The 24,514-nt window shown below is 62.1% G+C and carries 18 protein-coding genes and 1 pseudogene; 16 read left to right on the top strand and 3 right to left on the bottom strand.

Translation table 11 applies throughout. The features are described 5' to 3' along the window. Positions 1 to 264 precede the first annotated feature (264 nt). The 3 genes from FSO04_RS39180 to FSO04_RS39170 all read left to right on the top strand — a co-directional run bounded on the left by FSO04_RS39180 (position 265) and on the right by FSO04_RS39170 (position 3,013). The gene (locus FSO04_RS39180; RefSeq protein ID WP_233465173.1) at positions 265 to 1,647 is read left to right on the top strand and encodes a sensor histidine kinase; all 1,383 of its coding nucleotides are present in this window, start codon (positions 265 to 267) and stop codon (positions 1,645 to 1,647) included. Positions 1,648 to 1,967: 320 nt separating this feature from the next. After that, positions 1,968 to 2,603: a response regulator transcription factor gene (locus FSO04_RS39175; protein WP_154566807.1), complete on the top strand. Its 636-nt coding sequence runs from the start codon at positions 1,968 to 1,970 to the stop codon at positions 2,601 to 2,603. 44 nt (positions 2,604 to 2,647) lie between these two features. Continuing rightward, complete coding sequence (locus FSO04_RS39170; protein WP_154566806.1) at positions 2,648 to 3,013, top strand: response regulator; 366 nt, start codon at positions 2,648 to 2,650, stop codon at positions 3,011 to 3,013. A gap of 21 nt (positions 3,014 to 3,034) precedes the next feature. Here the strand turns inward: FSO04_RS39170 and FSO04_RS39165 are convergent, their stop codons facing one another. After that, positions 3,035 to 3,712: a TetR/AcrR family transcriptional regulator gene (locus tag FSO04_RS39165; RefSeq protein ID WP_154566805.1), complete on the bottom strand. Its 678-nt coding sequence runs from the start codon at positions 3,710 to 3,712 to the stop codon at positions 3,035 to 3,037. Between the two features lie 63 nt (positions 3,713 to 3,775). Between FSO04_RS39165 and FSO04_RS39160 the strand changes: the two genes are divergently transcribed. Both FSO04_RS39160 and FSO04_RS39155 read left to right on the top strand, forming a co-directional pair. After that, positions 3,776 to 5,908 (top strand): alpha/beta hydrolase fold domain-containing protein, encoded by a 2,133-nt coding sequence (locus tag FSO04_RS39160; protein ID WP_154566804.1) that lies wholly within the window; start codon positions 3,776 to 3,778, stop codon positions 5,906 to 5,908. Between the two features lie 65 nt (positions 5,909 to 5,973). After that, positions 5,974 to 7,674, top strand: coding sequence for a long-chain-fatty-acid--CoA ligase (locus FSO04_RS39155; protein WP_154566802.1), 1,701 nt, complete (start codon positions 5,974 to 5,976; stop codon positions 7,672 to 7,674). Positions 7,675 to 7,862: 188 nt separating this feature from the next. On the opposite strand, the gene FSO04_RS39150 is transcribed toward FSO04_RS39155, so the two are convergent. After that, positions 7,863 to 8,630 carry a ParA family protein gene (locus FSO04_RS39150; protein WP_154566801.1) on the bottom strand — a complete coding sequence of 256 codons (768 nt, stop codon included), beginning with the start codon at positions 8,628 to 8,630 and terminating at the stop codon, positions 7,863 to 7,865. A gap of 266 nt (positions 8,631 to 8,896) precedes the next feature. Here FSO04_RS39150 and FSO04_RS39145 point away from each other — a divergent pair, with 266 nt between their 5' ends. The 6 genes from FSO04_RS39145 (at position 8,897) to FSO04_RS39120 (ending at position 15,521) form a co-directional block, all read left to right on the top strand. Next, positions 8,897 to 10,540, top strand: coding sequence for a fatty acid--CoA ligase (locus FSO04_RS39145; RefSeq protein WP_154566799.1), 1,644 nt, complete (start codon positions 8,897 to 8,899; stop codon positions 10,538 to 10,540). Positions 10,541 to 10,562: 22 nt separating this feature from the next. Further along, on the top strand, positions 10,563 to 11,033 hold the full coding sequence (locus FSO04_RS39140) for a MaoC family dehydratase (protein ID WP_154566798.1): 471 nt from the start codon (positions 10,563 to 10,565) through the stop codon (positions 11,031 to 11,033). 46 nt (positions 11,034 to 11,079) lie between these two features. Further along, complete coding sequence (locus FSO04_RS39135) at positions 11,080 to 12,786, top strand: alpha/beta fold hydrolase (RefSeq protein ID WP_154566797.1); 1,707 nt, start codon at positions 11,080 to 11,082, stop codon at positions 12,784 to 12,786. Between the two features lie 105 nt (positions 12,787 to 12,891). Then, the gene (locus FSO04_RS39130) at positions 12,892 to 13,314 is read left to right on the top strand and encodes a phasin family protein (RefSeq protein WP_154566811.1); all 423 of its coding nucleotides are present in this window, start codon (positions 12,892 to 12,894) and stop codon (positions 13,312 to 13,314) included. 87 nt (positions 13,315 to 13,401) lie between these two features. Further along, positions 13,402 to 14,235, top strand: a complete 834-nt coding sequence (gene phaZ / locus FSO04_RS39125) for a poly(3-hydroxyalkanoate) depolymerase (protein WP_154566796.1) — start codon at positions 13,402 to 13,404, stop codon at positions 14,233 to 14,235. Then, positions 14,232 to 15,521, top strand: a complete 1,290-nt coding sequence (locus tag FSO04_RS39120) for a DUF445 domain-containing protein (RefSeq protein WP_154566794.1) — start codon at positions 14,232 to 14,234, stop codon at positions 15,519 to 15,521. Before phaZ ends, FSO04_RS39120 begins: the two co-directional genes overlap by 4 nt. A gap of 8 nt (positions 15,522 to 15,529) precedes the next feature. Here FSO04_RS39120 and FSO04_RS39115 read toward each other — a convergent pair whose 3' ends face one another. Next, positions 15,530 to 18,259 carry a winged helix-turn-helix domain-containing protein gene (locus FSO04_RS39115; protein WP_154566793.1) on the bottom strand — a complete coding sequence of 910 codons (2,730 nt, stop codon included), beginning with the start codon at positions 18,257 to 18,259 and terminating at the stop codon, positions 15,530 to 15,532. 149 nt (positions 18,260 to 18,408) lie between these two features. Here FSO04_RS39115 and FSO04_RS39110 point away from each other — a divergent pair, with 149 nt between their 5' ends. From FSO04_RS39110 to FSO04_RS39090, 5 genes and pseudogenes are all read left to right on the top strand, one after another. Further along, a complete protein-coding gene (locus tag FSO04_RS39110; protein WP_154566791.1) occupies positions 18,409 to 19,665 on the top strand; it encodes an acyl-CoA dehydrogenase family protein in 1,257 nt (418 codons plus the stop codon). Between the two features lie 51 nt (positions 19,666 to 19,716). Next, on the top strand, positions 19,717 to 20,832 hold the full coding sequence (locus tag FSO04_RS39105) for a saccharopine dehydrogenase family protein (protein WP_154566789.1): 1,116 nt from the start codon (positions 19,717 to 19,719) through the stop codon (positions 20,830 to 20,832). 78 nt (positions 20,833 to 20,910) lie between these two features. Further along, entirely contained in the window at positions 20,911 to 22,152 is a 1,242-nt protein-coding gene (locus FSO04_RS39100) for a thiolase family protein (protein WP_154566788.1), read from the top strand. Between the two features lie 98 nt (positions 22,153 to 22,250). After that, a complete protein-coding gene (locus FSO04_RS39095; RefSeq protein ID WP_154566787.1) occupies positions 22,251 to 23,855 on the top strand; it encodes an AMP-binding protein in 1,605 nt (534 codons plus the stop codon). Between the two features lie 51 nt (positions 23,856 to 23,906). Continuing rightward, positions 23,907 to 24,449, top strand: a pseudogene (locus tag FSO04_RS39090) (electron transfer flavoprotein subunit beta/FixA family protein); the annotation flags it as partial. Positions 24,450 to 24,514: the final 65 nt, after the last annotated feature.

Raw genomic sequence — 24,514 nt, 5'->3', positions numbered from 1 at the left:
GGCCAGGGGCAACGCGCCTGCCGATCACTGCCAGGCGGCTCATTGGCGCCTCGCCAGGATCGACTCATTTTTCGCCCCATGATACGCCGCGTCGAATCCCATTGCAGGTGTCCGGCAGGCACCGGTCGGCGCGCAGCCGTATAGGCCACATAAGCCGCTGCCCCGGCGCTCCTTGTCTTTCGAAATCGTGCGTTCGTTATTGATGGGTACCTATCCGTGTTAGCCAAAGCTCCAAGAATCAGCGATCACTTGCGGGAAAAAACCGTGTCGATCGCCGCCGATCTGACGCGTGTCGTGGAACGCACGCTGGGGATACTGACGCAGATCGACGGATACAGGTTGCTCGCACCGGCGGCGCAACGGGACGTTCGCGAATCGGTCGCTCTGTCGGCCAAAGTCTGGTTCGAGACTCTGTTGTCGGGTGAGCTCCCCTCGGCGCAGGACATGGAAGTGTTTCGGGAAATCAGCCAGCGACGTGAGCATCAACGCGTGCCGCTGCAGAGCCATCTGCAGGCATTGCGCCTCGGGTTGCGGGAAATCTGGAGCACCTACATCGCACTCGGCGAGCTGGACGAGCGTATTGCCAAAGAACTTCTGGCCGACGTCTCGCTGTATCTGCTGGATCACTTCGATTTCATTGCGCAGACTATTGTGCGGACCTATCTGGGTGAGCAATACCGGCAACCACGGTGGGCGGAACTCGCCGTTGCAATCGAGGAGGGCGCGCGCCGTTCCGAAAGCGTGCGGCATCATCTCGTCGCACTCCTCGAGCAGTTATTGGCCGAGCCGGACCTGCTCTCAAGGCTCTACGTCGAGCAGGTTCGGGAGCACCGCGGTACTGAAGGGGCCGGCGCGCAGGTGATGAAGTTCTTCGGCCTCGATGTCGACATCGACGACGGCGCGGAATTGTCGAAGGCCTTGCGAGACGCGCAGGAGAGGCTGGCGCAGGCATCGCGGCTCGCGGCCGTGGCTGAACTCTCCGCCTCCATTGCCCACGAACTCAACCAGCCGCTCCAGGCCATCGTGGCGCATGGGCATGCCTGCGTGCGATGGCTCGCTGCAACGCCGCCCAGGCTCGACAAAGCCCGATACTCGGCCGAGCAGGTTGTGCGCGACGCGAATGCCGCGGCAGACGTGGTAAGCCGCATTCGCGCTCTTTTCAGGCACACGGCTCCGCAAAAGGTTGATCTCGATGTCAACAAGCTGATTCTTCAGGTATGCACGCTGATGGCCGACGACATCCAGCACAACGCGGTTTCGCTCGAGACAGTCCTCGGCGAAGACGTGTCGAAGATCAGCGCGGACGCGGTTCAGATTCAGCAGGTGATCGTCAACCTCGTGCGCAACGCAATTGAAGCGTTAGCGGCAACGGAGGAGCGACCGAGGCTGCTGGTGATCCGCTCACGTCGCGATGCCGGCAATGTGGTGGTCGATGTGGAAGATCACGGTGCAGGGCAGGTGAACTTCGAGAAGATTTTCGAGCCGTTCTTTACCACGAAAAAAACAGGCATGGGTATGGGTTTGGCAATCTGCAAGTCGATCGTGGAAGCACATGCGGGCCGGATTGGGGCCGTGCGCAATGTGTCCCGCGGCGTGACCTTCAGCTTCAGCCTTCCGATAGAGAGATCGAACGCAACCTCACGTTGACGATAGCCGAGGGTATCCTCAGCCGCCTCCGCCAATCAGCGTGATCGGCTTTGGCCTCGCTTTGGTCTTGCTTCGGCCTCGCTTCGGTCTGAAAGCAACGCGCTGTAGCCAGACATCTTCCCAGCCTACTGCTTCATATCGGGCCGTGATATTACATATTTATGTAATGCAGAACACGGCTTCCTATCCTTCCGGGCGACGATTCCGGCGGCTATAATTTTTTGTCGGCAGGACCACGTAAGAACAACATTCAACGAGATTGTCGTGGACCGTCCGTGCCGACGTCAGGCTGGGTTTTCACCCGGCAACGGAGAAGGCGCATGAAATCCGCAAGTGAGGTGGTGTATGTGGTCGACGACGACAGGCGGGTACGAGAAGCACTCACCTCGCTGCTGCGCGCAAACGGAAGAGATGCCCGCGCATTCGATTCCGGCACGGAGTTTCTGGAAACACCGCGTCAAAATAGTGTTTCATGTCTGATTCTGGATTTGCGAATGCCTGACATGAGTGGGCTGGAAGTTCAGAAGCTCGTCAGTGACTCGCAGATTCCCGTCATTTTCATTACCGGCAAGGGCGATGTGCCTTCCACGGTCCTCGCCATGAAGGGTGGGGCGGTTGACTTCCTCACTAAGCCTCTCGATGAAGACGAGTTGATGCGCGTGGTTGCTGCGGCGCTCGCAAGGGCGCACGTTCTTCGCAAGGAGGCGGACGATGCGGCGATGCTACATGCGCTTTATCAAACGCTCACGCCTCGTGAGCAGGAACTCCTGCCGCTGCTTGCCAGTGGCCTGCTCAACAAGCAGGCGGCGGCAGTACTTGGGATTACCGAATACACGGTGCAGGTCCATCGCGGCCACATCATGAGAAAGATGCGAGCGGATTCGTTTGCCACGCTGGTCAGGCAGGCGGGCAAACTGCAGCTCGAAACGTCGCCCATAACCACTTTCTGCGCCTGACGCCAACGCCAATTCGGTGTTGGACTCGATGACCGGAGAAAAAAATGTCCACGCCTCCGGTTCGAACCGTGGCCGTGATTGATGATGACCGACGCGTTCTGACGTCTCTGGCGAACCTGCTGGCCTCCGGCGGGTACGGAACACGGGCCTACGAATCCGCTCTGGATTTTTTTGCCGACGGCTACGCGGGTCTGGTATGCGTCATTACCGATCTGGGCATGCGGCCCGTTGACGGCATTCAGGTGCTCGATAGAACGGTTCATTCAGGCGCAGCCACGCCGGTCATCATTATCACGGGCAAGCCGAGCGAGCAAACGGAAGACTACTATCTGCGCAGAGGCGCACTAGGTTTCTTCCGCAAACCTGTTGATGGAAATGCGTTGCTGGACATGCTGGATAGCATTGCTTAATAACGGCGCTGGCACTCGCCGTCAAATCCCCCCCAACAGGGACCGCGTTTCTTCCGACGGCTCTGCGGTGAGTATGTTTTCAAAGCTGTCCATCAAGTTGGCCACGGCGTATTGCGGCGACCAAAGCCCTCCCGAATCGCCACTGTCCCGGCTCGCTTCCCACGCTGCCAGCGAGGCATTGCCGTAGATGCCCACGAGCGACAGTCTGTGATCGACGATTGCCGGCGGAATATCGGCAAGCAGGTTCCGGAGCAGGGCGTTGCAACGCTGATAACCCAGATTCCACTTGTTTTCCAGCGCTTCCCGCAAGAACGCGCGGTCGTTCAACTGCAAGTTGGCGATCATGCGGATATACGTCGCCTGACCCGTACGATCCGCCAGCTCAAGCATCGGAAAGAGCAGCGCACCTAATACCGCACGTACGTTTATCCCTTCCTCCGCCTCCAGTCTGTCGAGCCGCGCCTGACGGTCTTCGTCTATCAGGCGCGCACCGTCGACGACCAGCTCACGCGCCAGTTCAAGTTTGTTGCCGAAGTAGTAGCGCAACGAGGCGCTGTTGCGCTGCCCTGCGGCGGAGATGATGTCCTGCACGGACACCCCATCCAATCCGCGCAGCGCGAACAGGCGTTGGGCTTCCTCTTTTAAGCGAGTTCGTGTCTCCGCCCCATCCGAGCGAAGGGTTTTCCCTGGCGTCGTCATTACTTTACCGTGTCGGGTTAATTAACTACACTGCAATAACTAACTCGGTAGGAGAAACTTAGCATGAAAGTCATAGTTGTTGGAGGAGGCATTGGTGGACTCACGACCGCTCTGGCGTTGCTGCGCCACGGTATCGAGCCGATTGTACTGGAGCGCGCCCCGCAATTGACGGAGGTCGGCGCGGGCGTCCAGATCGCTGCGAACGGCACGATTGTGCTGCGGGAACTGGGGCTTGAGCCGGCGCTGGCGAGCATCGCGACCGTGCCGGCGCGTTTTGACTACCTCGAACTGTCGACAGGGCGTCTCCTGTACGTGGCTCCTTTGGGCAAAGAGGCCGAGGCACGCTACGGCGCGCTGCTCTACAACGTTCACCGCGCCGACCTGATCGACCTGCTCGCGAAGGCCGTGCCGCCCAATGTGATCCGGCTGGGCGCAGAGGTTGCGTCGGTGTCCCAGGACGACGAAGGCGCCTACGTCACGCTGCAAAATGGCGAAGTGATTCGTGGCGACGCCGTGATCGGCGCGGATGGCATTCACTCTGCCGTTCGGACGGCCCTCCGGGGATCCGAGGAGAAGCAGTTCGCCAACATCCTGATGTGGCGCTCGCTCATTCCCGCTGACCGGCTCGCGGGCCTGAGGTTGCCGGTGGCGGGGAACAACTGGTTCGGCGTGGGCAGGAATATCGTTTCGTACTGGGTGCGCAAGGACCTCTACAGCATTCTTGCGTCGGTGCCGGCAACCGAAGTGAGCCGCGAATCGTGGACGCAGTCGGGGGACGTAGCGCAACTGCGGCGCTCGTTCGAGGGTTCTGAGCCGACCGTCCAGAAGATGCTGGAAGCGGTGGATTCAACGTTCATCACGGGGATGTACCACCGGGACCCGATCGAACACTGGAGTACCGGACGCATCGCACTGCTCGGCGACGCTGCGCATGCAATGGTGCCGTACCTGGCGCAAGGCGCCTGCCAGGCGATCGAAGACGCATGGGTCCTCGCCACCTGTCTCAAGAACCATGGCCCGGACGGCATTCAGGACGCGCTGCTGGAATACGAACGGCGCCGCCAGCCGCGTACGACGCGGATTCAGGCGGGCGCGCGCTTTGTCGTCGACTGGGCACACGAGCCCGACGAGGCGCGTGTGCGCCAGCGTAACGGACGCCTGAAGGGACTCTCGCGTATCGATCCGCTGGCAGAGGCGTCGTGGTCGTTCGCCTGGGGGCACAACATCCTCGAGGCCGTCAAGTTGCCGCCGGGCGAGGTCGTAGGTTTGAGCGCGGCACGCGAAGGAAAGCGGATGGCGCGCCCCGAGAGTCAGCGTGCTTTCGATCTCTGGAAGGGCGTGTTCAAGCCGGATGACATTGCGCGTGGCGACCGGGGGCAGCGTGCAGCCTACGAACGGTTCCTGCTGGAGCAGTTCCCTGCGCAGGCAAGCACCGAAGTGACGGACGTCGATCTTCACGGGGTGAGCGCGTTGCGCGTGGTTGCAGCGGGAGCAGGGCACAAGGCGACCGTCTTGCACTTCCACGGCGGCGGGTACGTGCTGGGTTCGGGGAAGAGCTCGGTTGAATACGCAAGCCGTCTCTCACGCGCGCTGAACGGTCCGTGCTACACGGTCGACTATCGCCTCGCGCCCGAGCATCCGTATCCGGCGGCATTCGATGACGCATTCAGCGCCTATCGCGGTTTGCTCGCTGCGGGTGTCGATCCGTCGACGGTGTTCCTGAGCGGCGAATCGTCCGGGGGCGGCCTCGCCCTGGCGCTGGCTGCTGCGCTGCGTCGTGCGGGGCTGCCATTGCCGGGCGGCGTCATTGCAATCTGCCCGCTCACTGACCTCACGCTTGGCGGCCCCTCCGTCATGGCGAATTCCGGAGACGACCCGGCCGCGAATCGCGAGACGCTTTCCAATCTTGTCGCGTCTTACTTCCAGGGTCACGAGCCGACCGATCCGATGGTGTCGCCGTTGTTCGCGGATCTCGCAGACCTTCCGCCGGTGTTTCTTTCGGCGGTGGAGGGCGAGGTACTGGAAAGCGACACGACTCGTTTCGCAGAGCGGGCAAAGGCAGCCGGCGCGAACGTGACCTTGAAGATGGTGAGCGATTCGGTTCACGTCTTCACGCTCTTCCCATTCTTGCCCGAAACCGCCGAGACGCTCGAAGAAATTGGCCAGTGGAGTCGCGAGCTCGCGATTTGCGCGTGACGCCAGCACCCGGTTTCAAGTCGCTTTGCCCTATCACCGCATTTGGTTTCATGCCCGGAGTAGACATGACGGCAACATCAACGCGTCGGCGGGTCGACGTGCCGCGGCAACTATCCGCGCCGCAGACATCGCTGTACACGAATCTCGAAGTTTCCGCGGACCGCCATCCGGAAAAGGCCGCAATCCTTTACTACGACAGCACCGTCAGCTACCGGCAGTTGCGGCACGAAGTCGATGCGATGGCCGGATTCCTGCAGCAGCACTGCGGCATCGCCCGGGGCGAGCGCGTCGTCCTGTACATGCAGAACAGTCCGCAGTTCGTCATCGCCTTCTATGCGGTGCTGCGCGCGGATGCGGTAGTCGTGCCCGTCAATCCGATGAACCGGACGTCGGAACTGCAACACATACTTGAAGATAGCGGGGCTAGGGTCGCCTTTGTGGGCGTTGAACTCATGGAGCACGTGCGGCCGCTGTCGGGCCGTCACGTGGACCATGTGATCTCTGCACGTTATGCCGACTATCTTCGCGACCAGACCGATCTGCCGCTGCCCGACGTTCTGACATCGTCCGTAGCGCAGCCTCATGCAGATTCTGTGAACGGACATGCCGCTCTAATCGGCTGGAACGACGCGCTTGCTCGTGCGTGCGTTCCGCGCGGCCACGAATCCAGGCCCGAAGATCTGGCGGTCATTCCGTACACGTCCGGCACGACCGGTCGCCCCAAGGGGTGCATCCATACTCATCGTAGCGTGATGCATTCAACGGTCTCGTGCGCTGAATGGCCGAGCCTCGCGAACGAGAGCGTAATGCTGTGCTCCGTGCCCTTGTTTCACGTCACTGGCATGCAGAACTGCATGAACATGCCGATATACATCGGCGCCACGATGGCGATCATGACCCGCTGGGACGCGAAATGTGCCGCGCACGTGATCGAACGCCACCGCGTAAGCACATGGGTCACGGTTCCCACGATGCTCATCGACCTGCTGAACCTGCCGGACGTCGGCAGGTTCGATCTGAGCTCCATTGCGTACCTGAGCGGCGGCGGTGCCGCGATGCCGCAGGCTATCGCGCAGGAGATAGAGAAGCGTTGGGGCATCCCGTACGTGGAAGGGTACGGCCTCACCGAGACCATGGCAGCGACTCACATCAATCCGCCGAAGCACAGCAAGCAACAGTGCATGGGCGTGCCGGTCTTCAATACCGATTCACTCGTCGTCGATCCCGAGACGCTCGAGCCTCTCGGTGAAGGAGAAACAGGCGAGATTCTCGTCAGCGGGCCTCAAGTGTTCGACGGGTATTGGAAGTCGCCGGAAGCCACGCAAGAGGCATTTGTTCTGATCGATGGGAAGCGCTACTTGCGCACGGGAGATCTCGGCTATGTAGATCGGGACGGATACTTCTTCATCGTCGACCGGCTCAAACGCATGATCAACGCCTCCGGCTACAAAGTCTGGCCGGCCGAGGCCGAGGCAATGTTGTTCGAGCATCCGGCCGTACAGGAAGCGTGTGTCATCGCGACTCACGATCCGCGTCGAGGCGAGTCGGTCAAGGCGGTCATCGTGCTTCGAAACGGCGAGCACGTGACGGAAGAAGAAATGGTGTCGTGGGCCCGTGAGCGCATGGCGTCCTACAAGGTTCCGCGTGTCATTCAGTTTGCCGCCAGCTTGCCCCGTACGGCGAGCGGAAAGATCCAGTGGAGACTGCTGCAGGAAGAGGAAACGCGGAGTCGAAACGCTCAATCCGAAGGCCGCCGGTTGGATTGATATGTTGCCTGCCGAAGCGAGCGATGAGTAGTCGCAGCAGGGCAGGTTAGGCCTACCGGTGACACCAAAGGATGAAGTGTTGGTTGAGCTGGCAGGTTGATCAGATCATCTCGGCCCATTGAGTCACGCAAGGGCCTGTCATCAGCATGAACAGGCCCTAAGCTTCCTGCGGGACGAAGAGTTCCTTTTTACCCAACCAGCTCGCGATGCAACGCCATGAACTCCAGAGCAAGCTTATGCCGGGGATCGAGGTGAACCATCGGTTTGGCGTGCTGATGCGATTCGCGAATCCTCACGGAAGAAGACAGCCGGGACTCCAACACCGGCAAGCCCTCGCTTACCAGTTCCTCAACCAGCTGGAGGGGCAGGCTCGCGCGAGGCTGAAACTGGTTGATCACAATCCCTTCGACTTCCAGATCGGAATTATGGTCCTGCTGAATTTCCTTGACGTTGTCGAGCAGCGTATAAAGCGCGCGACGAGAAAAATCGTCACAGTCGAACGGGATCAGGCAGCGTTCGACCGCAATCAGTGCGGAGCGGGTGTAGAAATTCAGTGCAGGGGGCGTGTCGATATAAATCGCGTCGTACGCATCGTCCAGTTCATTCAGCGCATCGCGTAGCTTGTAGATTTTGTAGCGGGATTCGAGCTTGCCGTGCAAAGCGTCAAGCTCCGGATGGGAGGGCATCACATCGAGGTTCTCGAACGGCGTGGGATGGATGAAGGTCGAGACCGGTGTCGGCTTGAAGCTGAAACTCAGGGCCGTTTCGAAGAAGTCCGCCACACTCGGCTTGAGCCCGCTCGCCTGCTCGCCGAGAAGGTATTGGCTGGAATTGCCCTGAGGATCGAGATCGATGACCAGGGTGCGCATACCCTCGCTGGCGCTGATCGCCGCCAGGTTGCATACGATGGTCGATTTACCCACGCCACCCTTCTGATTGAAGACGACACGCCGCATCTGGTTTGCCCCTTTTTTGCGAGAACTTGCGAAAACTTGCGAAAGGCACAGCTTACCCTGGCGGAACCCCCCTTAGCCCGGCCTCAACGGCCGTCCCCGCGCCGCGGCCCTTACTCCGCGGCCACTTCCTGACAGTTCCCCTGTTCGGGGGATGGCTCCCCCTTGCCAAAAACTCGATGATGGCTTCACTCGGGATGCCACCGTGCGCGACAAGCACCGACTGACCTGTGTCAGCCCGATCCATTTCTCGACTTGAGGAGACGTAGATGCAGGACGCCGTGCAGGGATCGACGCCATCCCCTTATGCCTATCCGCTGCTGATCAAGCAACTGTTGCATACGCCGTTCGTTCAGGCGCCGGATCAGGAAATCGTGTACCGCGGCCAGCTGCGGATGACCTATACCACGCTGAGGGAACGCATTGCGCGGCTCGCCAATGGCCTTCACGAGCTCGGCGTGCGGCACGGCAGCACCGTGGCCGTGATGGACTGGGACAGCCACCGCTATCTGGAGTCGTACTTTGCGGTTCCGATGATGGGCGCCGTGCTTCAGACGGTCAACGTGAGGTTGTCGGAGGCGGAGATCGCCTACACGATCAACCACGCCGGCGCAGAGGTGCTGCTCGTTCACACCGATTTCCTGCCCGTGGTCGAAGCGATCAAGGATCAGCTTGAAACGGTCCGCACCTTCGTGTGGATCGACGAGCCGGGCAGTGAAGCGAGCGCGCACACCATTGCATTCGCCACGGAATACGAGGCGATGCTGGCAGCGAGCGCGACGAGCTACGATTTTCCCGACTTCGACGAGAACACCCGGGCCACCACGTTCTACACGACAGGAACCACCGGTCTGCCCAAGGGCGTGTACTTCTCGCATCGCCAGTTGGTCCTGCACACCATCACCTTGATGGCGGCGCTGTCGAGCCCGGTATCGGGACAGCGCTTTCATCGCGGCGACGTCTATATGCCGCTCACGCCGATGTTCCATGTGCACGCATGGGGCATGCCCTACATCGCGACGGTAATGGGCGTGAAGCAGGTCTATCCGGGCCGTTATGTGCCCGAGCGTCTCGTGCAACTGCTCCGCGATGAAGGCGTCACGTTTTCGCACTGCGTCAGCACGATTCTGCACATGCTGCTCTCGTGCGATGACGCGAAGCACGCGGACTTCAGCAAATGGAAGGTCATCATCGGCGGCGGCGCGTTGCCGCACGGTCTCGCGCGCGCCGCGCTCGACCGCGGCATCGACGTCTTTACCGGCTATGGCATGTCCGAGACCGGTCCTGTGTTGAGCCTCGCGCAACTTCCGCCTAACACCGGGCCGCTCGATCTCGAAGAAGAGGTACGCCTGCGTTGCAAGACCGGTTTCCCCGTTCCGCTCGTCGACTTGCGCATCGTCAACGAGGACATGGAAGAGATCGTGCACGACGGCCGGGCCTACGGCGAGATCGTCGTGCGTGCGCCGTGGCTGACGCAGGCTTACCTGAACAATCCGGACGCGACAGCGCAGCTCTGGACTGGCGGATACCTGCATACGCAGGACATCGCGAACATCGACTCGACCGGCAACATCCAGATCACCGACCGTATCAAGGACGTCATCAAATCGGGCGGCGAGTGGATCTCTTCGCTCGAAATCGAAAGCCTGATTTCGCTGCACCCAGATGTCTCGGAAGTCGCAGTGATCGGGATCAAGGACGAGAAATGGGGCGAACGGCCGGTTGCGCTAGTAGTGCGCAAGCCGGGTGCCGCGGTCACCGAAGAGGACGTCAAGGCACACGTCATGGGCTTCACCAAAACCGGACGGATCTCGAAGTACGCGGTGCCGCAGATCGTCAAGTTCGTCGACGCGCTGCAGAAGACGAGCGTCGGCAAGATGAACAAGAAGTGGTTGCGCGAGCAATTCGCCTGACCCGTCGCAAGGAGCAAACACGATGAGCATCAAAGGATATAGCGTCGCCACGATCGACGACTTCGTTGGCCGCGAATTGGGCGTGTCGGACTGGGTTGTCGTCGATCAGGCGCGTATCGACGCCTTCGCGGCATGCACGGGCGACAGGCAGTGGATTCACGTGGATCCTGAGCGCGCGAAACGCGAAAGCCCGTTCGGCGGCACGATCGCACACGGCTATCTGACGCTGTCGCTGCTGGCGTCGCTCGCGATCGAGATCGGACTCATTCCTGAGGACGCATCGGCTGGGCTGAACTACGGGCTGGACAAGGTGCGTTTCATGACACCGGTGAAAGCGGGAGCGCGGGTGCGAAACCGCGTGACGCTGATTTCGGTGGAAAAGAAGGGCGGCGGCCGGATCATCGTGAAGACGATGAACGAACTGCAGATCGAGGGCGAGGAGAAGCCGGCGCTCATTGCTGAGACATTGGCGATGCTGGTCTCGCAAGCGTAAGCAGCGCTGTTGACGAAACGGATAGAGATGTTTGAGGAGCAGCAAGATGGCGGCAAATGACGAAAGCAAGGCACGCAGCGAGCAGACGAACGACCTTGCGGCGTCTGCCGCGGAAGGCATGCTCGGACCGAATCCGTTCGTGGGACTGCGGCCGCGAGACATTATGGCAACGGCGCAGCAGATCGGCGCCCAGGCGCTGCGGCAACCCGCCTTGCTCATGGAGCAGGAGGCGGTGCTTGTCCGCGACCTGATCGCGGTGCTTGGCGGCAGCGCGGACAGTACGCCGCCGCAGGGCGACAAGCGCTTCACCGACCCGGCGTGGCAGACGAATTCGCTTTACCGCATGACGCTGCAAACTTACGTGGCGTGGCGCAACGCGTTGACAGGCTTTGTCGACCGCTCCGCGCTCGACCCGAAGAGTAAGGAACGCGCGCAGTTCGTGCTGTCGCTCTTCACCGACGCGCTGTCGCCGACGAACACGCTGCTCGGCAATCCCGCCGCACTCAAAAAAATCATCGATTCGGGCGGCGCCAGCCTGCTTGGCGGCATGCGCAATCTCGTGACGGATATGCTGCAGAACCAGGGGATGCCCGCGCAAGTCGACAGGTCGGCGTTCAAGGTGGGTGAAAACCTCGGCACGTCGCAGGGCGCGGTGGTCTTTCGCAACGAGGTGCTCGAGCTGATCCAGTACGCACCGGCGACGGAGCAGGTGTACGCCCGCCCGCAACTGATCGTGCCGCCCCAGATCAACAAGTTCTACGTGTTCGACCTGTCCGAAGGCAAGAGCATCGTCGACTATCTGGTGAAGAGCGAGTTCCAGGTGTTCATGGTGAGCTGGCGCAATCCCACCGCTGCGCAGAGTCACTGGGACCTCGATACCTATGTGACGGCGCTCCTCGAAGCGATCACGGCCGTGCGCGACATTACCGGCAGCGACGACGTCAACCTGCACGGCGCCTGCTCGGGTGCGATGACGATTTCGGCGCTCCTTGGCCACCTCGCAAGCCGGGGCGACACGAGCGTCAATGCGGCCACGCTGATGGTCGCGGTGCTGGACAACACGGCTGATTCGCAGCTAGGTCTCTTTGCAACGCCCGAGGCTATCGCGGCCGCAAAGCAGAACAGCACATCGAAGGGCGTGCTCGCCGGTGAAGAAATGGGCCGCGTGTTCGCGTGGATGCGACCCAACGATCTCGTCTGGAACTACTGGGTCAATAACTATCTGCTCGGCAAAGCGCCGCCCGCTTTCGACATCCTCTATTGGAACAACGACGCGACCCGGCTGCCCGCGGCGATGCATGGGCAACTGCTCGATATTTTCACGGGTAATCTGTTCAGCAAGCCGCGCGCGTTGACGGTTCTGGGTACGCCGATCGATCTGTCCGAAGTGACGTGCGACAAATACGTCGTCGCCGGCATGACCGATCACATCACGCCGTGGAAGGGTGTGTACAACACGGCGCGCACGTTCGGCGGCAAGACGCGCTTCGTGCTGAGTTCGAGCGGTCATATCCAGAGCCTGATCAACCCGCCGGGCAATCCGAAAGCGAAGTTCTTTCTCAATACCGATTTGCCCGCCAATGCCGACGCATGGCTTGCCAGTGCTCAGGCTGAAAAGGACTCGTGGTGGGCCGACTGGCGCACGTGGCTCGCCGACCATTCCGGCGAGCGGCGTGCCGCCCCGGCGACAGTAGGAAACAAGCAGCACCCCGCGGGCGTGAAGGCGCCGGGAACGTATGTCATGGAAGCCTAAGGCACTTAAGGCACCAAGGCACACGCACCGGCGCACTCATTGAGCGCACTTTTGAGCGCACCGCAGTCAACATTTTCTTAACGTAGTTTCAATGGAGTATCGATGATGGATTCAACCAATTTCAACAGCATTTTCGCCGAGTATAAAAAGGTCGTTGGACAGTTCAAGCTGCCCGGCATCGACGTAGGCGCACTCCTCGAGTCGCGCCGCAAGGACGTCGAGGCGATCGTCGAAGCCAACACGACCGCGCTGGCAGGCGTGCAGTCGCTCGCTCAGAAGCAGTCGGAGATCCTCCGCACGACGCTGACCGAAGTGCAGTCGCTCGTCAGCCGCGTTGCCCAGTCGGGCAGCCAGCCGGCGGCCAACACGGGTGAAGTGGTGCAGCAGGCCTTGAACAAGGCGCTGGTGGACATGCAGGAACTCGCTGACACCGCATACCGTGCGCAGGCGGACAGCGTCGCCGTGGTTACCAAGCGCGTCGCCGAGCACGTCGAGGAACTGAAAACGCTCCTTCAGCCGAAGAAGTAATGCCGAAGAAGTCATACGACAGCGCCCATGCGGCATGCCGACGCGTCGAATGAAGCGTCCTTTCAGAAGATGATCCGGAAACAAAAAATGCACACGAACCCCGAGTCTCTTTGCAGCATGGAAATCCAGATGATCGATCTGGACGGTCAGACACTGCGTGTCGCAACCTGGCGCGGCAGCGATGCTTCGCCGCCGCTCCTCATCTTCAACGGCATCGGCGCCAACCTCGAACTGGTGGAGCCGTTCGTCACGGCGCTCGAAGACGTGAGCGTCATCATCTTCGACGTTCCCGGCGTCGGCGGTTCGCCCGCGCCGGTCGTGCCGTATCGCTTTTCGACGTTGTCCGTGTTGGCGGACAAGCTGCTGACGCGGCTTGGTTATGAGGGGGCCGTCGATGTGCTCGGTGTATCGTGGGGCGGCGCGCTGGCGCAGCAGTTCGCGCATCTGTACCCGGGGCGCTGCCGCAGGTTGATTCTCGCGGCAACCTCGCCCGGCGTCATCATGGTGCCGGGCAAACTGTCGGTTTTGTCGAAGCTGATCGGGCCGCGCCGCTATACGGATCCCACCTACCTGCAACAAGTAGGCGCGGAGATCTACGGGGGCGCTTACCGGCGCGATCCGTCGTTGCTGAAGGCGCATAGCCGGCACATTCAGCCACCGCGTGGCCGCGGCTACCTCTATCAACTACTGGCGGCTACGGGCTGGAGCAGTTTGCCGTGGCTCGGTGCGTTGCGCCAGACGACACTGGTCATGCACGGCAACGACGACCCGATTGTGCCGCTCACCAACGCGAAGATTCTCGCAGGCCGTATCCCCGATGCGACGCTCTATGTGATTGATGACGGCCACCTGTTTCTCATCTCGCGCGCGAGTGAAGTCGCGCCGGTGGTGCGCAGGTTTCTCCGGCAGGGGGCGAGTTGAGTTTCTTTGCGCGCGGTGGCGATGGCGAGCGGGCGGCCATCGCGAATGCACACGACGACCGCAAGGCAAGCGGCTTGGAGCGCATGCGGAGAACGGCGACCTGCCTGCTAGTCTGCATGATTGCGTTGCTGCTCGTATGCGTTGCCTGGCAGGCTGACCATGCATGGCTTGCGTGGCCGCGTGCGTTTGCGGAGGCCGGCACGGTCGGCGCGATCGCAGACTGGTACGCAGTCGTTGCGCTGTTCCGTCGTCCTTTGGGTCTGCGGATCCCGCATACAGCGATCATTCCGCAAAACCAGCAGCGCATCGCCGAGAGCCTTGGCAAGTTCGTTGAGGAAAATTTTCTGACGCCGGAACTCATCGTCGACAGGCTGAGCGGCCACGATGCCGCCCAGGCGCTTGCCCGGTGGCTCGCGCAGCCGGCGAACAGCCGCGGGGTGGCCGATATCGTTGCGGATGCCGTGGCAGGATTGCTCGATGGAATTGACGAAGCGGATGCGCAGTGGTTTTTCGACCGTCTGGTGATACCGCAGTTGGGCACGCTCGATGTATCCCGCGTAGCCGGCGACGTCATCAAAGTACTGACTGAAAGCGAGCGGCATCAGCCGTGGCTGGTTCGCGGACTCGAAGTGCTGGAGAAATGGCTCACTGCGAACGTCGGCATGATCAAGGCCAAATTCAGCGAAGCCTCGAGATACACGCCCGCGCAGCTTGACACGTATATCGTCAGTAAATTTATCGAAGGCATCGTTGCGCTCCTCCGTGAAGTGGCGGCGAATCCGGATCATGAACTGCGCCACCAGTTCGATGAGGCCCTGCAGGGGCTGAGCGTGCAATTGCAAACATCGGCTGTGCACCGTCGTTTCGGCAAGTCGTTGATGCGCGACTGCATCCGTTATTTCAGGCATGCAGACCACTATCGCGTGCTGCTGGAGCGTTTGCGCATGCGTGTGATCGCCGATCTCAGTCGCGAGCAATCGGCCGTGCGCGACGCCATGACGAGCATGCTGGCTTCGCTCGGCAAGCGGATCGGCCGTGAACCCGCGGTTCAACACAAACTGAACGCATGGTGGCTCGCGCTCGCTCGCGAACTCGTCGTGCGCTATGGGCGCCAGCTCTCCGCGCTGATCACCGAGGTTGTAAAAGGCTGGAACGCAGATGAAGTGAGCCAGAAGATCGAGGCGGAAATCGGCCGTGACCTTCAGTATGTCCGGATCAACGGCACATTCGTGGGCGGCATGGTCGGCGTGCTGATTCACGCCGCCGCACTCGTCGTCATGAGGTAAGACGTGCGCTAGCCGGCCGCAACCAGACCCAGTGCCTGCGCGCGCGCAACGGCGTGTGCGCGCTTGTCGACATCCAGTTTCACGAAGACGTTCTTGACATGAGTCTTGACGGTTTCCGGCGCAATCCCCAAGGTGCGCGCGATCTCCTTGTTCGACTGTCCCTGGGCAATCAGCTCGACGATGCTGCGCTCCCGCGCGCTCAACGGCTCGCGCTCCATGTCGCGCCTCGGCGTGACAGGCTCGTACAGCGCGCGCCAGCCGTCTAGCAGGCGATCGATGTAAGCGACGATCTCCTTCGTCTGCGGGGTGGAACGCGTGTCGTCGCGAACCGCCTGCAGAAGCGGCCCGATTTCGGGCCCTTGATCGAGAATCGAGCGGTAGATGCCGCTATTGGCGCTCAGCACCTCGCGAAAGATTTCGACAGCGCGGGGCTGATTGTTCGCACGCAACCAGACGAGCGCGATCACGGTGCGCAAGCGCAGCGCGAGATAGTCGCCGTGTCGGCTTTCGACGCTTTGCAAAGCGGACGTCAACGCCCCGAGGGCTTCCTCTGTCCGGTTCTGGGCCATCGCCACCCAGGCCACCGCGATCGCGCGGTAGGTTTCGATCTCCGGCGAGACTGCATGCTCCGCGGCGCAATGGGAGTCTGCCAGTTGATCCAGTTGCACGACACATGCTGACGCTTCCGTTACCCTGCCTTCAGCCAGATAAAGCCGCCCGCGCTCGACGAGAACGCCGGCAATCATCCGGTCCCAGCGGCGTGCGTAACCCAGAGTCTGCGCCTGATCGAGCAGCGCATAGGCCCGCTCGGCGTCGGAACGCGCGATAGCGATCCGGACCAGCACGCGGTAGGCGATCAAGGTGCTATCGAGCAGGACCGCCAGGTCGATCACCGGCATGAGATCGACCAGCAACGCTTCCGCCTCATCGAGCCGTCCCTGCTCGTACCAGATCTGCGCAATCATGGGCGCACACAACGCGGCCGAGATGGATTTCGGACCGGCATGGCGCTCGGCGAGCTGGATCGACTCGGTGAAATAGCGCTCGGCGAGCGCGAAGTGCATCTGCTGCATTTCCGCGTGGCCGAGCAGGCATAGCCGGTAGACCGAGGCGAACACGTTGCGCTGGTCTTCCTCGAGCGAATAGGGGATCCACGGTGTCGCGTACAGTGCTTTCAGGTTGCCCGCTTTCCAGTGCCCGAAGCGCACGACGTTGGAGACGACGTTGGTGGTCCAACTGTCTGTCGACGGCCGTTCGAGACACGTTTGTGCGATCACAAGCGCGCGCGGCGAGTCGTCCTGAAGCGCTGCCACCACCGAGCGGATCGCCTGGCACTCCCAGCGGATGTTGTCGGCGGTGTCGCTCGAGCCCGTACCCGTGTCACGCTCGATCTCATCGAGTATCGCGAGCGCTTCGTCAAAACGCATCGCCAGCGCCATCCCCCACGCGATCGCGAGCGTGATCGTGACCTGCCAGCGCATTAGATGCGCCGGGAACTGCCGTTGCCAGCCGAGCAGCGTGAGCAGGTCGCCCTTCGTGACGAGCGCCATCGCGCAGTGAGCCATCAGGGAGACGGCGTCTTCCGTATCGCCCGCGGCGATCGCGTGCTTGACCGCGTCTGTCCAGCGCGCCTCTTTGGCGTACCACTGACACGCACGACGATGCAAGTGCGCCACCTGATCGGGATGCTGGGTTTCGAGCCGCCGATGCAGGTACTCGCCCATGAGATGGTGATAGCGGAACCAGCGTCCGTCGATATCGAGCGGTTCGAGCAGCAACTGGCGTGCGGAGATCGTATCCAGCATTCCTTGTGCCGCCGCCATGCCGGTCACCGCTTCGCATAGCGATGCCGTCAGGCGGTCGAGTATCGACGTGCGCTGCATGAACTCGACCATCTCGGCCGGCAAACGCTTGAGCATGTCTTCAAGGTAAGCGGCGAACGGCCGGGACGCGCCGGACGGCGCGCTCATGTCCCAATCCGGTTTGCCTTCGTCACGCGATAGCACCGAGGTAGAAATGCGCAGCGCCGCAGCCCAGCCTTCCGTGCTCGCGAACAGCGACTTGACGCGGGCAGCGCGCAACTCGCCTGGGCATTCGTGTTCGACAAAGCTGCGCGTTTCGTCGAAGTTGAAACGCAGTGTCGACGCGTCGATTTCCAGCAGGTCGTTGCCCGCTCTCAGCCTGGCGAGCGGCAGCGGGGGATCGGTACGCGTGCAGACCACGACATGCACGTTCGACGGTGCATTCACGATGAAGTACGACATGGCATCGTGAATGGCGGGCAGGCTGATCAGGTGATAGTCGTCGACGAACAGATAGACCTCGTCGTCGACGTCGACGAGTTCGTTGATCAGCGTCGACACGACTGAGTGCGCCGGCACGAGCGACGCCTCGGTTGTCAGGCTGACCGCGGACACGCCGACGCTTGTGCACGCGTTGCGCAATGCCTGCGCCAGATGATGGAAGAAGCACGCGGGCTCGTCGTCTTCCGTGTCGAGCGAGAGCCATGCGACATAGGCGCCGCTTGCATTCAGCCCGTTGAGCCACGTGAGTGCAAGCGATGTCTTGCCAAAACCGGCGGGCGCCTTGATGACCGTGAGCCGTTTGTATTCCGCCTTCCCGGCGAGAGAGACGAGGCGCGGCCGGTCTATCAATCCGCTGGGCAGGCGCGGCGGAAACACCTTGGTTGCGAGAAAGAGAGGCGGCCTGATCGGGGACGGCGCTTCTATCACGTGCATTAATTGCTCCGGGCGTTCGGGTTGACCCTGGCTGCCATTCCCCCTCCATGCAATCGCGTTCCCCTGTAAGGGGGATGTTGCATAGCGTCGCGCCGGGACACCATGGATTCCATAGAAATCATACGCCCAACCACCTCGAAGGAGGAGACATGTCAACCGCAACGAATCACATTGCAGCGCACAAACTCGGTCCGCTCGGCGCACAGCCCGAACTCTCCGAGATGAACCAGATGGTCCAGCAGAGCGTGCATCGCTACGCAGAAGAAGTCATGCGTCCGATCGGCGTCAAGCTCGATCGCATGACGCCCGAGGAGGTGATCGCCAAGGGCTCGCCCTATTGGGAAGCGCGCGACAAGTTTGTCGGGCTAGGTTTCGGTGTCGACGGACTGCTCGAGCTCGAACCCGCCGAACGGGCGACGACGATGAGCATCCTGTTCGAAGAACTCGGCTGGGGCGATTCGGGACTCGCGATCACCTACGGCGCAGGCTTGCTGCCCGCACTGATGAGCGCGGTGTCCGGCAACCCATTCTGCCGCGCGCTCGCTCCGGATGAGAAGCTCGGTTGCTGGGCCATCACGGAACCCGATCACGGCTCCGACATGCTCGATGCGAACGGCATGATCTTTCATCCGCAGGGCTCGTACGGCCGCCCTAACTGCGTGGCGACGCTGCGCGGCGACGAGGTGATCATCAACGGGCAGAAGTCGGCGTGGGTGTCGAACGGTATCGCCGCCGACGTCTGCATTCTCTATTGCGCGGCGGACAGCGGCAACGGCGCCGACACGAAACGCGGCGCGGTAGTGATCGTGCCGCTCGACGCCAAAGGTGTCTCGCGCGGCAAGCCGCTCGACAAGATCGGCCAGCGCGCGCTCAACCAGGGCGAACTGTTCTTCGAGAACGTCACGTTGTCGAAGGAGCACCTTCTCGCCGGCCCCGACCAGTACGTCGACGCGGTCTACGCGATCCACACGTTCGCCAACGCGATCATGGCCAACGTATTTGCCGGCACCGCGCGCGCCGCGTTCGAGCTCGCGCTCGCTTATGCGCATGAACGCAAGCAGGGTGGTTTGCCGATCATCCGCCATCAGTCGGTGGCGTCGCGGCTCTTTCATATGTTCCGCAAGGTCGAGGCCGCCCGCGCGCTCGCGCAGCGTGTCGTGCACTACAACTTCACCGCGGCGCAACCTTCGCTGCACGCGGCAATGACGGCGAAGGTCACCGCGACCCAGACCGCGTTCGAAGTCGCCAACGACGCGCTGCAGATCTTCTGCGGCAACGGGCTCACCCGCGAGTATCCGATCGAAAAGATCTGGCGCGACGCACGCGCTTCGATGATCGAAGACGGCTGCAACGAAGTGCTGGCGATCAAGGGTGGCTACTACCTGATCGACCCCGAGCTGCTTTGAACGGCACGGCGCGTCCACGCAATCCGATGACAACCTGAAGGAGACGACGAAATGGCAACGACATACGAAGTGGTCCTCTATGGAGCGAGTGGCTACACGGGCAAGCTCACGGCATGGAAGCTCGCGGAGCGCGGGATTCCGTTCATTGCCGCCGGGCGCAGCAAGGAGCGGCTGGAAGAAGAACTCGCGAAGGTGCCCGAACTCGCCGGACACGACTATCAGTGCGTGGCGGTTCAGCACGAAACAGGCGCGCTCACCGAATTCTTCAAAGGCAAGAAGGTTGTGATCAATATCGTCGGGCCGTTCATGCAGCTCGGGAGCCCGGTTGTCGAAGCGAGTCTCGCGGCCGGTTGCAACTATTTCGACACCACCGGCGAAACCGACTGGATGTCGCTGTTGAAGCGCACGTATGGCGAGTCCTTCGCGGCCCGGGGTCTGGCGCTGTGCCCCGGCAATTCATACATGTGGGCCGAAGGCAATCTCGCGGCGGAGATCGCGCTGGAAACCCCGGGCATCGATACGCTCGACGTGCTCTATCTCGGCGACTCGGAAGTGAGCGTCGCGTCGACGATGTCGTTTCTGCGGATGTGCACGCAGCCGCAGTTCTACCTGCGCAACAAGCAACTGGTGCAGTGGCCATGGGCAACGCCGTATCAGGTTCATGTGCCGGGTGAGCACATGTTGTTGAATGCGTTGCCATGGAGCGGCGGCGGCGAGCCGGTCTGGTACCAGGACGACCCGCGCGTGCGCAACTGCCAGACGCTCGTGTCGTTCAGAAATCAGGAGCGCTTTCTCGCGGTGGTCGGCCTGCTGAAAAAGTTCGAGGAAGAGTGCCGCCACCTCGATCCCGCCAAACAGGAAGAGGTCACCAATGAATGGGGCAAGGCTGTGACGCAGGTCGAACCCCCGCGCGAAAACCCGGACGTGAATCGCTGCACGTTGTCGTGCCAGGGGCGCGGCAATACGAATTCCGTCAGCGTGATTCTGCGTGGCAATTCGCCCTATGCGCAAACCGGCGTACTCGGTGCGGAGGCGGCGCGACGCGTACTGCGCGGGCAATTGCATGCAGTCGGTTTCGTTTCGCCGGCGCAGGCGTTCGGCGCGCGCAATCTGGTCGCCGCGCAGGCCGAGGAAGGTTACCTCGCCTATGAGGTCAAGAGCGTTTGACGATGAATCGGACGGCTCGCGCGCGCGGCTGGTGGCTTATGACGCGCGGCGTGCGCCTCCTCGCGGTGGAGAATTGAAATGGGTAACGAAGTGTATATCGCGGGCGTCGGCATGACGCCCTTCGGCAAGCATCTGGAAACCAGCGTGAAGCAGCTCACGCGCGCGGCAGTGGAAGACGCGCTCGCGGACGCAGGCTGTGACAAGGCGCAGTTGCAGGGCGCGTTTTTCGGCAACTCCACGCAGGGGCACATGGAAGGCCAGCACATGATTCGCGGCCAGCTTGCGCTGCGGGCGATGGGCATCGACAAGGTCGCGGTGATCAACGTCGAGAACGCCTGCGCGAGCGCCAGCACCGCGTTTCACCTTGCGGTGAACTACGTGAAAGCCGGTGCTGCCGACATCGTGCTCGCGGTGGGCGCCGAGAAGATGTTCTCCACGGACAAGGCGCGCACCTTCAGCGCCTTCGACGGTGCGTGGGACGTGCATGACACCGAGAACGGCAAGCGTCGGCTGCTCGAGATGGGCGAGGGCATCGAGCCACCGGCGGGCAGCGTCTCGACAAAACCGTACAGCGTGTTCATGGATATCTACGCGTCAATGGGCCGGATGCACATGCGCGAATACGGCACGACCCAGCGGCAGTTCGCCGCCGTGTCGGCCAAGAACCACGGGCATTCGGTTCACAACCCGCTCGCGCAGTACCGGCAGGCTTATTCGATCGACGAGATTCTCGGCGCACCGCCGATCACCTATCCGCTCACCCTCCCGATGTGTTCGCCCGTCAGCGATGGCGCGGCCGCGGCGATCGTGTGCAGCGAGGCCGGCCTCGCGCTGTTAGGTGGGCGGCGCTCGCGCGCCATTCGTGTGCTGGCGTCCGTGCTGCAAACGGGCAGTGACCGGCCGGCCACGGCACTCGACCGGCATCTGGTCCGGCAGGGCTCGTTGCTCGCGTATGAGCAGGCGGGCGTCGCGCCGCAGGATGTCTCGGTCGCCGAGGTCCACGACGCGACGGCGATCGGCGAAATCATCCAGTCCGAAGTGCTCGGATTGTGCGAGCCGGGCATGGGCGGGGTGGCCGCGGAACGAGGCGAGACGACGATAGGCGGGCGGATTCCGATCAATCCGTCGGGCGGCCTCGAATCGAAGGGGCATCCGATCGGTGCGACAGGACTCGGCCAGATTTATGAACTGGTGACCCAGTTACGCGGTGAGACGGGCGCCCGCCAGGTCGAGGGCGCGCGCATCGCGATCGCGGAGAACGGCGGCGGACTGTGCGGCGTGGAAGAGGCCGTTGCCAGCATCACGATTCTTGGACGCTGAGGCTGCATCGTGAAAACACGCGTGAAGCCGCACGTGAAGCCGCGACAGATTTCGCGCACGCGCAAGACCGAACCGCATCTGCAAGGAGAGAGGGCGTCATGAGCACCACACCCGAAACCACGTTGGCCGCGTTGCTCGCCAACCGCGTCGAGACCATGCCGGATCTCGACGTGCTGACCGTCGAAGGCGCCGGCGTGCGGCTCGATGAGGTGCGCACGTACCGGCAACTGTGGGAGAACGGCCAGCGGCTCGCGCAGGTGTTGATCGATCAGGGCCTGCAACCCGGCGAGCACTTCGCGCTGCTGATGGCCAATCACGCGGAGTTTATCGACGCGATGGTTGCGGCGTCGATTTCGGGCACGGTGTTCGTGCCGATCGATCCGCGCGCACGCGGCGAGAAGCTCGCCTTCATGCTCGACAGCCCAGGCTGCCGCGGCGTTATCGCTGCTGACTATGCGCTCGACAACCTGCTTGCCGTGCGTGCTTCGCTCCCCAAACTGTCCTGGGTGATCGGCCTGGAAACCGACGAAGGCGCGAAGCCGCTCGCCGATTTCCCGGGCGTGTCGTCATACCGCGCGTTGCTGCCGGAGCAGGTGCCCGAATTGCCGATCGTGGCCCGCGATCCCGACAGCGCGATGCAGTTGATTTTCACGTCCGGCACCACGGGCGATCCGAAGGGCATCGTCATGACGCACCGCCGCTATTGCGGCACCTCGGCGGCGGTGTCGGCGCTGTTCGGCTACGTGCCCGGCGACCGGCCGTATTCGGGACTGTCGCTAACGCATGCCAACGCACAGATCGTGACGCTGGGCGCTTCGCTCACCGCCGGCATGCGCGCCGTGCTGTCGCGCCGTTTTACGAAGTCGCGTCTGTGGGACATCACCCGCAAGTACCGCTGTACGACGTTCACGCTGCTCGGTGGCATGACCACGGCGGTCTACAGCGAGCCGAACAAACCCGATGACGCGGACAACCCCGTGCGCTTCGTGATATCCGCGGGGATGCCCGCGGCGATCTGGAAGGCCTTCGAGCAGCGCTTCGGCGTGCAGATCGTCGAGTTCTACGGCGCGGCGGAAGGCGGGATCACGGTCAAGCCGCTCGGAGTCGGCCCGGTGGGCAGTATCGGCAAGCCGGCGCCGATTCTCAGGCACCGCATTGTCGACGACGACGGCAACGACTGCGCGCCCGGTGTGCCCGGCGAATTGCTGTTCCGTCCGGCGGATGGCTCGCCGTTCAAGGTCGAATACTTCGGCAATCCGGAAGCGTCGGCGAAGAAGTGCAGGGACGGCTGGCTGTATATGGGCGACGTCGTACGCGAAGACGAGAACGGTTGGCTCTTCTTCGAATACCGCAAAGGCGGTGGCATTCGCCACAACGGCGAGTTCATCAATCCGGCGCCGATCGAGAAGGTGATCGCCGAATCGGGTCTGGTCGAAGACGTCTACGTGTACGGCGTGAAGGCCGCGTCGGGCGCGCCCGGCGAGAAGGATGTGGTCGCGGCCGTGGTGCTCAAGGACGCGGCCCGTTTCGACCCGCAGCAGATATTCCGCGCATGCCGCGCGAAGCTGGAAGCGAGTTCGGTCATCTCCTGGCTGCAGGTGGTGCCCGAGATACCGAAGACAGCGTCGGAAAAACCGCTTGAACGCTATCTGGTCGACATGTTTGACAGCCAGCGTAACAGCGTGTTTGCCGAGACGCCGTGACCGTGTGACGGTGCGCGGCAAACCCTAAGCAATTTTCAAATGGAGTAGGCAATGAAAGTACTTGTTCCTGTCAAACGCGTCGTCGACGCGAATGTGAGGGTCCGCGTAAAGGCCGACGGCAGCGCTGTCGACATCGCCAACGTGAAGCTCTCGATGAACCCATTCGACGAAATCAGCGTTGAAGAGGCCGTGCGCCTCAAGGAAGCCGGCGTCGTGAGCGAAGTGATCGCGGTTTCGTGTGGCGTACAGGCATGCCAGGAAACGCTGCGCACCGCGCTGGCGACGGGCGCCGATCGCGCCATCCTCGTCGACACGGACGTGGAGTTGCAGCCGCTCGCGGTCGCGAAGTTACTGAAGGCGCTAGTGGATAAGGAGCAGCCGCAACTGGTGCTGCTCGGCAAGCAGGCGATCGACGACGACTCGAACCAGGTCGGCCAGATGCTCGCGGCACTGCTCGGCTGGCCGCAGGCGACATTCGCCTCGAAGGTCGCGATCGAAGCGGGCAAGGCCACGGTCACGCGCGAGATCGACGGCGGCCTCGAAACGATCGAAGTCGATCTGCCCGCAGTTATTACCGCCGATCTCCGCTTGAACCTGTCTCTTATACACATCTGACGCTGCCGGCGACGGGGAGAGTGTAGGTCGCGGGGGGCGGGGGG

Origin of the sequence: Paraburkholderia madseniana, assembly GCF_009690905.1 — a bacterium.
In the GTDB taxonomy this organism is placed as follows: Bacteria; Pseudomonadota; Gammaproteobacteria; order Burkholderiales; family Burkholderiaceae; genus Paraburkholderia; species Paraburkholderia madseniana.
This window is presented reverse-complemented; position numbering and strand designations above follow the sequence as displayed.